Genomic DNA, 13,479 nt, shown 5'->3' with positions numbered 1-13,479 from the left:
TTATTATTGATTGTAATATCAGTTGGGCTAAAAAGCATGATTTACCCAAATCTGAAGGACATAGAAAAGGCGCTGAAATCGCTAAAAAAATAGTTGAGGCAAGTCCTAAATTTAATATAAAATAATAATTCCATATTCCTAATTACAAATTACTAAAGACAAAATCCAAAAGACAAAAGCCAAAAGCCAAAATAAGGCAAAACCTCCTTACTTCACGCGCTCAGCCTTTGAGCGCTTTTTTCAGGGCCTGCACCACCTGCTCCTGCGTGTGCATGGTCATCAGCGGCCAGAGCGGCAGGGAAAAGACTTCCCCCGCTATGGTACGGCTTACGGGGCAGGGCTCGTACTGCCCCTCGTACACGGGCAGCATATCCTGAGGCACGGGGTAATACACCATGCAGTGCACGCCCAGCACTTTGAGGCGGGCTACAAGCTCGTCGCGGGTTATGCGGGCGCTGTTTTTGCGCAGGCGGAGGGTGTACTGATGAAAAACATGACCCGGAATCACTTTGGGTACCGTAAGCAGTTCCGGGCTGAGGCCGTGCTGCTCCAGCATCATGGTATAGAGCTGCGCGGCCGTCCGCCGTCCGTTGTTCCAGCGGTCCACATGCGGCAGCTTGAGCTGAAGTACCGCCGCCTGAATGGTGTCGAGCCGGGAATTGTAGCCCACAAGCTCATTATGATATTTCTTATCGGCTCCGTGCACATGCAGCTTACGGGCAGTAGCAGCAAGCGCATCGCTGTTGGTTGCAATCAGTCCGCCATCGCCGAAAGCACCGAGGTTTTTGGAAGGGAAAAAGGAAAAGGCTGCCATATCGCCGAGTGCACCGGTTTTAAGCCCCTGCAGCGCCGCCTTGGTTTCACTGCTGCAGCCGCATTCGCCGCACCGGCTGTGATAGACCGCGCCAAACGATTGTGCGCAATCTTCGAGAACGGCGAGCTGATGCCGGCGCGCGATTTCGGTAATGCGGCCCATATTGCAGGGCCGGCCAAACAGATGGACCGGAATAATGGCTTTGGTTTTTGGGGTGATGCAGGCTTCGATGGCATCGGGACTGATGTTCAGGCTGTCTTCTTCGATATCTGCAAAAACGGGTTTTGCACCGAGCACGGAAACCGATTCGGCCGTGGCAAAAAAGGAAAAGGGGGTTGTGATCACCTCATCGCCGGGCTTCACGCCAAGGGCGCGGAGTGAAATAACGAGGGCATCGGTACCGGAATTAAGGCCGATGGCGTGCTTCACGCCGAGATAGTCAGCCGCAGCCTGCTCAAATTCCTGCACTTCACGCCCCCTGATGAAAGCCGCATCGCTGATAACACGCCACAGTTTGCGCTCAAGTTCCTCCCTGATTTCGTCAATTTCCGGGCTCAGGTTCAGCGGTGGTATCATAGTAATGGTCCGTTTAAATGTCCGTAGTTGTTTCGTTTCCTAAGATCTGTAACGCCCTGAAGGCATCTGTGGTACAGCCAGTAAAATGCAGCATTTGTGAAGCAATCCCAAAAACAGTCTTTCCCGGTCAGGGCCTTCCTCCCCGGTAAGGCATTCTTAATTAAATTATGGTAGCGTCACACCGTTTATCAATTTACCGTATGCATGCATGAATCACAATTTCCGTGCGTTGTATATGTGTCAGGCGGGGGACCGGCATCCCCCCCTTTCAGCTACGTATGTATCGCATTGCATTGATTCACAGGGCTTTACGGTGATCACCCACAGCGTGGAAGGCTTCGGGTTTCCGGCTGAAGACGCGCAGGGCAGAAGGGCAGCGGAGCCGGAAAAGCCCTTGCGGCGGCAGCATTGGCCTGATAAAGGAAAAGCGGGCGGGGTGCAGCTGTGTAAAAAGGAGTTTTATCCGTAATTTCCTTTCTTATAATCGCAGGAAAAAGGTTAACTTTGCCTTTTACCTACAGCGAGCTAAAATGCCCGGTACAGGAATCACATCACATAACGCTTAAAACAAAGTAATAGCAGTATATGGAACTTGACAACAACGAAAGGCGAAAAGGATTACGGTCGAATGGTTCTTCTGAAGATCCGCTCAACTCCGGTTTTATCCCCGGTGGTGAGGAAGATCAAAATGATCCCTTTGACCCTCAGCTTATTCTTTATTCCCTTTGGGACGGTAAATGGATTATCCTCGCCTGTGTTGTGATAATTGGTGCTTTAGGTTACTATTATACACAAACACTCCCTAACAACTACCGCACAACAGGTTTGTTTCTGATTGAGAATCAGCGTGCCGACCGCGGCCTGAACCTGTTTGAATTTACCCGTGCACGGAACCTGACCTGGGATGAAGTCGGAACAGAGATGCAGTTTATTGTAAACTCGCACGAGCTTGCAGAAAATGTAGGCCGCCGCCTGATTCAGACCCTCGTTAATCCGGTTTCCGGAGATACCCTGCCGATTCTGCGGCAGCACGGCCTGGGCTTTATACCGGAAGAACAGGTACTCGGCCGTCTTGCCCGCCGCCTTCCCAATACCATCACGCTGCATCAGATCGAACAGATGAACCTGGTTGAAATCCGGTCAACGAGTTTCGATCCGCATGAAGCCGCTTTCATTGCAAACTATTACATTGAAGAGTACCGCCGCCTTGATGAGCAGATTACCCGCTCGAACCTCACAAGCGCCGCAAGCTATCTCGAACAGCTGGAAGAGCGCAACACCATGACGCTGGGTGAGCAGGACGAGCAGATCCGTGTATTCCTGGAAGCCGACTGGACCATGATTACCGATGAAGACGGTACCGCAGCGGCGCAGGAGCTTCGAAGCCTGTTCCGTGAAGCCGAGGAGCTTCGCTTCCGCAAGATTGCTGTTGCGGACTATCTGGAAAGGCTACGTACTGAAAAACAGATGGTGCTCGATATGCTTTATGAGGGCGCTACTGACAATGACATGTCCCTTGTAAATGCCTTCGAGCAGGCCATACTTGACCTTCGCCTTCAGGCAGAAGCATTCTACATCGAACAGCCCCAGCTACGCGCAAACCCGGAGCGCAATACCGTTTTATCCCAGATACTGCGCAGGATTGACTATCTCGAAGGCCTGCGCGATGAGCGTCTCGATTCACAGCGTCAGCGCGTGATCGACCGTCAGGGGCTTGATCAGGCTTCTCTTGCAAGCTATCTCGCCAACATCCGCAATGAAATCCGCAGCAATGAAGGCCGGCTTGTCGATATGGACCTGCGTGAAGATTTTATTGCAGAACGGGTCAACGATATTCAAAGTGATATGATGAGCATAATGGCGAGAAGCTCTGAGCTGCAGCGCCTGCGCCGTAATCAGGTAATCAGCGAGCAGCTGTACCTGAACCTGCTCAAGCGCCTGCAGGAAACGCAGATTGCGATTCAGTCAGAGGTCAGCCGTGTGCGCGAAATCCGGGCAGCTTCGGTACCGACCTCACCTTTCAGCCCGAACCGTTTACGGAATTACATTCTGAGTATCATTCTCGGCTTCGGCCTTGGGGCCGGTATTGTGCTGCTGCGCAACCTGCTCGACGATATGATTCATGACCCCGCACAGCTGCGTAAAGCCGGTTTTAACGTGATTGGCGTCATACCTGACTTTACGGACTACATCAACACGCACTTCAAGAATACCGAGCGTCTGCCGATTCGCGGCCGTAACGTGGATGTGAACCTGATTTCCCTGATTGACCCCATTTCAGCGGGTGCGGAAGCCTATCGCAGGCTCAGAACAAGCATTGAATTCAGCAATGCCGACCGCGACTATCAGACCCTTGTGGTAACAAGCTCCAAGCCCTCTGAAGGAAAGAGCCTTACCTCCATCAACCTGGGTCTTACCTACGCACAGTTCGGCAAGCGCACCCTGATCATTGACTGTGACCTTCGGAAACCAACCATTCACAAAAAGCTTGGTCTTGAAAAATCGCCGGGTCTGAGCGACATTCTCTTCGACAAACACAGCCTTGAAGAATGCCTGATTGACTCAAGCACGGACAACTTCTTTGTGATTACGGCCGGTAACAGCATCCCCAACCCCGCGGAAACCATGGGTTCCAAGCGCATGCAGGAGCTGATCAGCTCCCTCAAGAAAGAGTTTGACATCATCATTCTTGATACACCTCCCCTGCTTGTTGTATCCGATGCCATGCCGCTGTCCGTTGCTACCGATGCAACCCTGCTTGTAGCCAAGACCGAAGAGACCGAGCTGTCCATCCTGAAGGAAACCCGTCAGGATTTGCGCGATCTTGGCGTAAACATTGCCGGTACCGTGCTTAATGCCTACGATACCAACAGCGTGAAATCGTACTACAAATACAATTACAAGTACAACTACAAGTACAAGTACGACTACGCCTACAAGAATTACAAGCTTGACTACACGGATCAGCCTGATCAAAAGTAGTATTGCTGTTTCTCTTTACAGGAAAGGTGAGTTTAACCCGCCTTTCCTGTATTTTTCCGGGATGGTATTCTGTTCCGGCATTTATTGAACCCGTATCCCACCAACTGATTATTCTTCTCAATTTCATGAAGCAATTCCAAGCTTTTTTACCCGCTCTTACCCTTTCCGTTTTTTTACTGCTCGGTTCACTGTTTGCTTTTACTGACAAAGCAGAAGCGCAGGGTCTGAACCGTCAGGGCAGCAGTCTCACACAGTTGTACTCCCTTGCCGAGCAGATGCCCAATCACTATCAGTTTGTGCGCACCGGCGAACCCAGCATCACGGTTGTTGTAATCGGGTCCGTAGTACGCCCCGGCACCTATGAGGTCAGAGAAGGAACCGACCTGAACGAGCTGCTCCTCTACACCGGCGGCCCGAGGGCTATCGGCGTGAGAGATCGGAGAATAACGCCTGACGTCAACTTCTTCCTGAGCCGCACCATTGAAGGTGAAGGACGCCGCATCATCTTCGAAACAACTTTCGAAGCCTACACAACGCAGTTTGTGGAATTCCCGGTCATGCAGGATTTCGATGTGGTCATTGTTGAAACGGATCCTGTTCCACGACCAATTTGGAGAGAAGTACTGACCCTTACTTCACAAATTCTGAGTATCGCAGCATCGCTAACCCTAATCATCTGGCGTCTGCGACGGGGTTAACAACCTTTCAAAGTATGCTGTTTAACCTTAAAAAGGCAGTCCTGCAATCAGCAGGGCTGCCTTTTTTTGTTCCGTTTTGTGTTACCTCATGGCCCGCAGCAGAAGTCTTCCGGCGGCTTGACCCATATCATTAAATCCGCCCGCTGCCGGCGGGCGCTTAGCGGACCGGTCTCTGCTCTGCTCTCACAGTCAGCCTAACCGGTTTAACGCCCTCTTAATGCGCTTCCAACCAGTTCCGCGCTATCCCGGCTTCGACCTTCACCGGTACTTTTAGTTCCATGGCCTGCTCCATTTCCTGCTGTATGAGGGCAGCACAGGCTTCCGCAACGGATTGCGGGGCTTCGAACAGCAGTTCATCGTGTACCTGAAGCAGCATGCGGCAGTCCGGCATGCTATCCTTCAGGCGGGCCTGCAGGCGTATCATGGCAATTTTGATGAGGTCTGCCGCGGTTCCCTGTATAGGCATGTTGATGGCGGTGCGCTCGGCAAAGCCGCGCATATTTGGGTTGGAGGATCGAATTTCGGGGATGTAGCGCCGGCGCCCCATTAGGGTAGTAACATAGCCGTGCTCCCGCGCAAATGCGGTGGTCTCCCGGATGTAGTTCCGGATGCCCGGAAATCGCTCAAAGTAGGCATCGATAATCGTTTTGGCTTCGGTGCGGTCAATGCCGAGGCGCTGTGCCAGCCCGAAGGCGCTCACCCCGTAGGGAATCCCGAAGTTGACTTCCTTTGCCTTGCGCCGCATATCGCGGTCAACTTCCTCCAGCGATGACAGTCCGAAGATTTCCATAGCGGTGCGCGCATGAATGTCCTGATCATCGCGGAAAGCCTGCATCATGGCCTCATCTTCCGAAATGGAGGCAATCACCCGAAGCTCTATCTGAGAATAATCAGCCGCTATCAGCACCCTGCCCTCCTCTGCGACAAAGGCCTTGCGGATTTCCCGGCCGCGGTCGGTACGGATGGGGATGTTCTGCAGGTTGGGGTTGGAGGATGACAGCCGCCCCGTTGCCGCTACCTGCTGATTCAGGCTTGTGTGAATACGGCCCGTTTGCGGGTGAATCAGTTTGGGCAGGGCATCGGCATAGGTGGATTTCAGCTTGCTGAGGGAGCGGTAGTCCAGCACCAGTGTTGGCAGCTTGTGCCCGAAGGCGGCGAGATCGGTCAGAATCTGCTCATTGGTCGAATATTTGCCGGTTTTGGTCTTTTTGCCGGAAGGCAGCCCCATTTTTTCAAACAGAATATCGCCCAGCTGTGCAGGTGAGTTGATGTTGAACTCCTCCCCCGCTTCTTCAAATATCTGCTGCTGCAGGGCGGCCATGTCTTCCCCAAGCTGCTCCGAGAAAGCTTCAAGCATGTCCGTATCGAGGGAGATGCCGTTCATTTCCAGCTCTCCGAGCACGGGCACGAGGGGGAACTCCAGGGTTTCAGCAATGTCCAGCAGTCCGTCGGTTTCCAGCTTTTGCTTCAGCATTTCAAACAGCTGCAGGGTGATGTCGGCATCTTCGCAGGCATAGGGCATCACCTTATCAAGCGGGATATCCCGCATGCTTTTCTGCTGCTTGCCCTTGCCGATCAGGCTTTCGATGGAAACAGGGTTGTAGCCGAGGTACTGCCGGCTGAGCTCATCCATGCTCAGCTTTTGGTTGGAGTCGATAAGGTAGGCGGCAATCATGGTATCAAAAACAGGTCCGGCTACGGGCATGCCGTGCCGGCTGAGCACCATGTAGTCGTATTTGTAGTTCTGCGCAATTTTAAGGCTGTCGCTGCGCAGCACTGCGCTGAGCTTTCCCTTCACCAGCTCCGGATGCAAGCCCTGCCCGGTGCCGTCGGCAGCCTTCACGGGCACGTAGAAGGCCTCAGCCGGCTTTACCGCAAAGGCGAGGCCTACGAGTTCCGCATGCATGGGTTCGGAGGCGGTCGTTTCGGTATCAAAGCAGAAGTGCGGGGCTTCGGCAAGCAGCTTCACCAGCTCATCAAGGTTCTCTTCGGTATCCGCAAGGCGATAGTCGGCTTTGGCGGTTTCTATCGTCTTCAGCGCTTCGCCCTGCGTTTCCGGGGCCGTTCCGTGACCACTGCCGAACAGGTCGCCCTGCCCGCTCTGCTGATCTTTACGTTGCGCGGCGGCTGACTTCCTTACTTCGCCGTCCTGCGCGGCGCTACCCTGCTGCGCCATGGCCTCCCCGAACTTCCGGCTCAGGGTCCGGAATTCCATCCTCCGGAAAAAATCAGACAGCTCCTCCCCGTTTGGTCCTTCCCATTTGAGCACGCTCCAGTTTACGGTGTCGGGGACGGCGGTATCGATCACAATCATTTTCTTGGAAAGCAGGGCCTGCTCCGCATTTTGGGTGAGGCCTTCACGTGCGCGCTTGGCCTTCATGCCCGGCGCGGCCTCGATGGCGGCTTCCAGGCTGCCGAATTCCTGAATAAGTTTGGGAGCACCCTTCTTGCCGATACCCGGCACGCCGGGGATGTTATCGGCCGTATCACCAATAATCGCGAGCACATCTATCACTTTCTCCGGCGGTACGCCAAAAAATTCAGTAACGCCCTCCGGATCAATCACCTGAAAACCGTCGCCGTTGTTCAGGGGCTTGTACATGAACACATTTTCGGTAACAAGCTGCATGAAATCCTTATCGGGCGTCACCATAAAAACCTCTGCCCCATCCTTACCCGCCTGCGTGGCAAGCGTACCGATGATATCATCGGCCTCGTAGCCGTCTTTCTCCAGGTTCTGAAAGCCGAAATGCGTTACCATTTCCTTCATGAGCGGAATGGTCTGCCGGAGCTCATCAGGCTGCGGCGGCCGGTTGGCTTTGTAGGCCTCGTCCATTTCATGGCGGAAGGTCGGGGCGTGTGTATCCCAGGCTACGGCAATGTGCGTCGGTTTTTCGGATTCAAGCAGCTTCACCAGGGTATTGGCAAAGCCCATCAGCGAGCCGGTCGGGATGCCTTCCGAATTTTGAAGGCTTGCGTTGATAAAGGCAAAGTAGGAGCGGTAAGCCAGCGCGTGTCCGTCAATCAGGAATAGTTTAGCTTTTTTTTCGGGCATAAAAATATTAATGTTATTTTATAGGATTCATTCAGAATATAGGGTTCTGCCCCGTAAGCACAAAGCCTGCGGAGCCGAACCGGTCGTTCAGCCGTTCAGTCCGTTCGTTCAGAAAATGCGTTGTCGCACTCACTACGGGTGATCCTTCCGCTTTCAGCAGCATCTAACCAAACAAAGCAGCTCCTGAAAAAGCTGTGCTCATTGTTCGCGGGGATTGGAGGATTATTCGTGTCAGGTAAAAGGATTAAACCTTGATAAAACGATACTTCGTTGGCAAAGCCGGCATTTCGGCGGTCAATCTTACCATAGTGATGGATGTTTTCCATCAGCTTGCAGCCCGCAGTCCGCTGGGCTATGTTTGTTTAACGGATGCCGCAGGCATCTGCCGCGCGGAACAGGATGATGCATTTGGCGGGCTGCTGAATGCCTCCTTTCTGACCCTCACCGACAGCAGCAGCCTGGCATGGATCGGCCGGCGGCGGGGGTACCGGCACTGCGGAGCCGTAACGGGAGCGGGACTGATGCACAGTATTTTCCTTACGTCTGCCATGCAGGGCTACACGCACTTTTTTTGCGGCCCCGACGGCCGGCAGCTGCGTCAGCTTAAGGATTATGTCAAAAACTCCTACATGGGCATCCGGCTTGCCGGAGCGGAAATCATCGACCCGGAGAAGCCGGAAGAAGAAGCGGACCGGCTTTCGGAACAGCTCAATACCCTGAAGCCCCCCTTCTTTTGGTGCGGACTGCCCTCTCCTCAGCAGGAACAGTTTGTTGCCGCCCTGCAGCCCAAACTGACGCATACAAGCTGCATTGCAGTCGGGGATGCCTTCGAAACCCTTGCCGCAGCGGGACTTGTGCTGCCTGATCCCGGCAAGCGTACCCTTCCGGGAAAGAGCCGGTTTCAGGCCATCCGGATGACCCGGCGGTTCCGAAGTTCATCCCTGCCCGTACTTTTATGGCTGCTCAGGGAGCTTGCTTCGGCGCAGTTTTTGGGCAAAAAAAGCCGCCGCCGCCGCAGGGGTTCGGCTTAGCAGCCGGAGCAGGATTCAGATTGGCAGCCGGGCAGACCGCCGGGGGAAGGGAATGGAGGAGGTAACAAGCAGGGCTGACTTTCGTAAACAGCTTATTCTGAAAACAGCCCGGTTTATAAGTAGCATAATTTGCTTCAGCCTGCGTACCTTTACGGGGTATCCCGCAGCCTGTTCTGGCCCCACCGCACGCATTCCTGTATGAGCCTACCCAACGAATCACGATCCGCCCTGACCAAAACCAAAAACCTGTACCGCGCCTATACCACAGGCATGAGCAGGGAGCAGTTTGAGCGTGATTTTCAGAGCGACAGCAAACGCCTCAAAGCCCTGTACAAGGAAGCCCTTGGGGATGTCATCAATCCCGATACGGGGGAAGAAATCGGGGCCTTCGAAAAAACGACCCGGCTGATCGGCGCCCTCACCAAACGCATGAACCCGACGCGGCGGCTTGTTTTTGGCGCAAGTATCGTAGGGTTCGGCAGCACCTTTGTTTTTTCAGGGCTTGTATTTACTGTACTGCTGCCCCTCTCCTTTACGGCAATGGCAACCCTGCTGCTGCTCGAACTGCTTGAAAAGTTTGATGTGAAGGAGGAAATTGATCTCGCCAAAGATATTCAGATCAGCCTGCTGCCATCACCGGGTCTTGAGCTCGACGGGCTCAAAATCAATTCTTTTGCCAACACCGCAAGTGATGTAGGCGGTGATTATGTGGATGTGATTGAGACCGAAGCCGGCATTTATTACATCATAGCGGATGTATCGGGCAAGGGCCTTTCCGCTTCCCTCTACATGGTACGGTTTCAGGCACTTGTGCATCTGCTTGTCCGGAAACTGAATCCTACCCCCAAAGAACTGTTTCTGGAGCTGAACGACTACATCAAATCGTACCGCACCGACAAGACCTTCATCACGGCCTGTGCCGCTTTTTTTCCGAAGGATGAAAACTACTTTCAGTATGTGCGGGCCGGACATAACCCGCCGATTTTGTTTCGGGCCAAAACAGACAGCACCGAACTACTGCAGACGCCCGGCTTTGCACTCGGCATGACGCGCACCAAGCGGCTCGAAAGCTTCCTTCAGGAGAGCCGCATCCCCTTTGAAGCCGGCGACACCGTACTATTTTACACCGACGGCGTGAATGAAGCCCGCAACACAAGAGGCGATGAATTCGGCCTGCAGCGCCTCCGTTCGCTCATGGATATTTACGGCTCACTCGAAGCATCTACCATTGTGGGCAAGATTCAGTCATCGGTCGAAAATTTTATCGGGGAAATGCCAACGGTTGATGACATCACCTACAGCTGCATCAAAAGCTACCGCAAACCACAGCAGGAAGCAGATGAAGAAGCAGAAGTGCTTTCAGGAGAATAGGGGGATGATTGGGTTTCGGTCGTTTTTTTTGCATCAAACGGCTCCGGCTGGAACCGAAGCTTAGTAGCAAGCCAACTGCATTCAGGCATCTACAGAGGACCGCAGACCGCGGACCGAGGACCGCCGGTCACCTTTAAATTGCTTAATGTCAACGAAAAACGTCAACCGTATTTAGGCGCTTACAATCTACAAAATGCCAAATGCTAAAAGCCAAAAGCCAACAGCCCCAAAAAAGCCAACAGCCAAAAGCCAAAAAAAGCCCCGCCCGGAACTATATCCCGACGGGGCTTTTTGCTTTAATTGCGCTTTACAGCTTCAGCAGATCCTACACATCAAGCAGGGCGTTGATTTCGTCGCGCATGTCTTCGAGGTGCATGCGGGTTTCGGGGTTGGCCGCATTTCCGATCTGACGCCCGATCTGCGTATTCACCATACGCAGGTTGCCGCGCAGCAGTGCGCGGGTCTCACCGGAGAGGTTATCGCTGTGCAGGCGGTTGCTGAGCACATCTACCCAGGCGCGCTGCAGGTTACGGCGGTACAGGTCGATATTGGGGTTTGAGGTATCAAGCTCGGCCCACACGCCCTGCCGCACATCCCGCAGCATGTGCGACACGCGGTACACTTCCATATCTGAGCCGTGCGTTGCCTCAATTTCGGCCATGCGGCGGATGCGGTCGTCGCTGAGCAGCTGCATCAGCATCATCCGCTGCCCCTGCATGATGCGGTCGGGTCCGCCCTGCGGCTCAAACAGGCGCAGCACTTCCGGCTGAAGCAGGAAATGCGGTGTGGAGAAGGCCTCATCCACCAGCCACTCAATCGCCTCCACCTGACGGTAACGGGGTACGGGGGTATGAACCGCCCCTTCCTGACCGTACACCTTCTGATGGCTGATCACCCCGCCTACCCAGGTCACGACGTGACCGATGTAGCGGTTGCGCTGCTGCACCACATTGTTGTAGAGCTCAACCAGGGTGCTGTAATCCTGCCCTTCCTGACCGGCAGACTCCACTATGAAGCCCATAATGCGCTGCAGGTTGGCCATGCCGTAGGTGCTGCTCTTCACATGGTTATCGCCCAGGGCTTCCCGCTGCTGTGTCGGGTCGATGGTGGAGAGGTTTCCGAACCGTAGCATCGGCTCATCAATCTGACGGGCTGCAATTTCATTTAAGAAAGGACGCTCTTCCTGAGGCGTTGAGGCTTCAGGGAAAGGTGTGTAGCCCCATTCAATCGAAAAATTATCATAGATCGAAACAATCGGGAACATGTAGGCATCGTCGCCGGGCTGTGCCACGTAGTTCATCCGTGCATAATCCATGATGGACGGGGTGGTGCCGAAACGCTCGGTGAAGGTGCGGCTGCGGAGGCTGTCGGTAGGTACCATACCGCTTGATTTCATGTTGTGCGGAAGCCCGAGGGTGTGCCCCACTTCGTGCGCCACCACGTACTGCACGAGGCGGCCCATAAGGTCGTTCTCCATCGGCAGATTTCGGGCGCGCTCATCTACGGCGGCACCCTGCACAAAGTACCAGTTGCGGAGCAGGTTCATCACATTGTGGTACATCCCGATAGATGAGGTGATGATTTCACCGCTGCGCGGATCGTGCACATGCGGACCGTAGGCGTTCATGGTTTGGGAAGGATACCAGCGCACGGTCGGGAAGCGGATGTCTTCAGGACTCCAGTCAGGGTCTTCCTCAGGCGTAGGTGCCATGCGCGCCACAATGGCGTTGGTGAAGCCTGCATGTTCAAAAGCGGGCTGCCAGTCTTCGACCCCCTGCTTCACAAAAGGAATGAGCCATTCCGGCGTAGCGGCATCTACCCAAAAGGTGATGGGCTTCACAGGGTCGGAAAGCTCTGCATCCGGGTCCTGCTTTTCGAGGCGCCAGCGGGTGATCATGCGGCGGCGGTCGGCCCGGTGCTCGGGGCTGCTGAAATCAACCGTTGAAACCGAGAAGTAGCCCACGCGCTCGTCGTGCAAACGGGGCATCATCGGGGTTTCGGGCAGGCGCATCATCGAGTGATTCATTTTCACGGAGATAGTGCCGAGGGTCCAGCTGTTGGGTACGCGGTCGGCCTCAAAGGTTAACACGCTGCGTACTTCGATGTTTTCGGGGAAGGAGCGCACGCGGTCCACAAAGCTGCGGGCGGGGTCAAGCCGCCTGGCCTGATACCTGCGGCGGGGCGTCATTTCGGCCACGTCGGTATTGTACAGGCGGGACACATCCACCACAACTGCGGTAGAATCGGCATTCCAGGTTTCAATACTGAAGGAAGCAATGATGGGCGCGAAGGATGAGGACTGCACCCCGCGGAAGATGTTATCGCTCGAATCGGCTGTAATGTTGTACATCATGGAGCGGAACAGGATTCGGTCGTGATGCTTCTCCCAGCGCACCACCTGATTGTTCAGGCGCTGACCACCGTAACCCAGGCCAACCTGCGTTTCCGCCATGCGGCTCACCAGCAGCATATCGCGGTTAAGCTCCGTGAGCGGGATTTCATAGAAGAGCTTTCCCTCCTTCATCATAACGGTAAAAATACCCTCTTCCTTAAAGTCGTAGCCGCGCATCAGGCGCTCATAATCGGATTGCTGAGCCCGCTGCGGCCGCTCTTCTGCCGGCGGGGCAGCCTGCTGACTTGATGCACAGCTGCTCAGCAGCATAACGCCTGCAAGGGCGATACTGTAAATTAAATGCTTCATAAATCTTGATTAAGTGAAGGTTAACATAAAAACTGAATTAATCAAGCTTCAGCCAATAAACCAACAGGCAGAGCAGAACTCAGGGATGCTTTTACATAAGGAAGCAAGTTTAACAGTGCGCCGCGTTCGCTGAAAAAAGCCTTCGGCAAGCCTGCATATTTTACAGCCCGGCACATCCGGTACAGTCATTCACGGTTTTACAGAGACTTCATTTGAAATCCGTGAAACTAATGTTTAGCTTAAAAGATAAG

The 13,479-nt window shown here is 54.0% G+C and carries 8 protein-coding genes; 5 read left to right on the top strand and 3 right to left on the bottom strand.

The genetic code is table 11. The annotated features are described in order from the left end of the window. The first annotated feature begins 2 nt into the window (after window positions 1-2). Window positions 3-125: a hypothetical protein gene (locus LAT75_RS15670; RefSeq protein ID WP_363320573.1), complete on the top strand. Its 123-nt coding sequence runs from the start codon at window positions 3-5 to the stop codon at window positions 123-125. Window positions 126-220: 95 nt separating this feature from the next. Here the strand turns inward: LAT75_RS15670 and LAT75_RS12840 are convergent, their stop codons facing one another. Next, window positions 221-1,390, bottom strand: coding sequence for a DegT/DnrJ/EryC1/StrS family aminotransferase (locus LAT75_RS12840; RefSeq protein WP_291483075.1), 1,170 nt, complete (start codon window positions 1,388-1,390; stop codon window positions 221-223). A gap of 585 nt (window positions 1,391-1,975) precedes the next feature. On the opposite strand from LAT75_RS12840, the gene LAT75_RS12835 reads away from it, so the two are divergent. After that, entirely contained in the window at window positions 1,976-4,372 is a 2,397-nt protein-coding gene (locus LAT75_RS12835; RefSeq protein WP_291483074.1) for a polysaccharide biosynthesis tyrosine autokinase, read from the top strand. A 125-nt stretch (window positions 4,373-4,497) separates the two neighbouring features. Next, window positions 4,498-5,070 carry a hypothetical protein gene (locus LAT75_RS12830; protein ID WP_291483073.1) on the top strand — a complete coding sequence of 191 codons (573 nt, stop codon included), beginning with the start codon at window positions 4,498-4,500 and terminating at the stop codon, window positions 5,068-5,070. 214 nt (window positions 5,071-5,284) lie between these two features. Here the strand turns inward: LAT75_RS12830 and polA are convergent, their stop codons facing one another. Continuing rightward, a complete protein-coding gene (gene polA, locus LAT75_RS12825; RefSeq protein ID WP_291483072.1) occupies window positions 5,285-8,125 on the bottom strand; it encodes a DNA polymerase I in 2,841 nt (946 codons plus the stop codon). Window positions 8,126-8,376: 251 nt separating this feature from the next. Here polA and LAT75_RS12820 point away from each other — a divergent pair, with 251 nt between their 5' ends. Together LAT75_RS12820 and LAT75_RS12815 are read left to right on the top strand one after the other, a co-directional pair. Beyond that, window positions 8,377-9,156, top strand: a complete 780-nt coding sequence (locus LAT75_RS12820) for a WecB/TagA/CpsF family glycosyltransferase (protein ID WP_291483071.1) — start codon at window positions 8,377-8,379, stop codon at window positions 9,154-9,156. 198 nt (window positions 9,157-9,354) lie between these two features. Beyond that, window positions 9,355-10,527, top strand: coding sequence for a SpoIIE family protein phosphatase (locus tag LAT75_RS12815; RefSeq protein WP_291483070.1), 1,173 nt, complete (start codon window positions 9,355-9,357; stop codon window positions 10,525-10,527). 325 nt (window positions 10,528-10,852) lie between these two features. Here the strand turns inward: LAT75_RS12815 and LAT75_RS12810 are convergent, their stop codons facing one another. Further along, the gene (locus LAT75_RS12810; protein WP_291483069.1) at window positions 10,853-13,228 is read right to left on the bottom strand and encodes a zinc-dependent metalloprotease; all 2,376 of its coding nucleotides are present in this window, start codon (window positions 13,226-13,228) and stop codon (window positions 10,853-10,855) included. Window positions 13,229-13,479: the final 251 nt, after the last annotated feature.

Source organism: Cyclonatronum sp. (assembly GCF_022565315.1).
Taxonomy (GTDB): Bacteria; Bacteroidota; Rhodothermia; order Balneolales; family Cyclonatronaceae; genus Cyclonatronum.
This window is presented reverse-complemented; position numbering and strand designations above follow the sequence as displayed.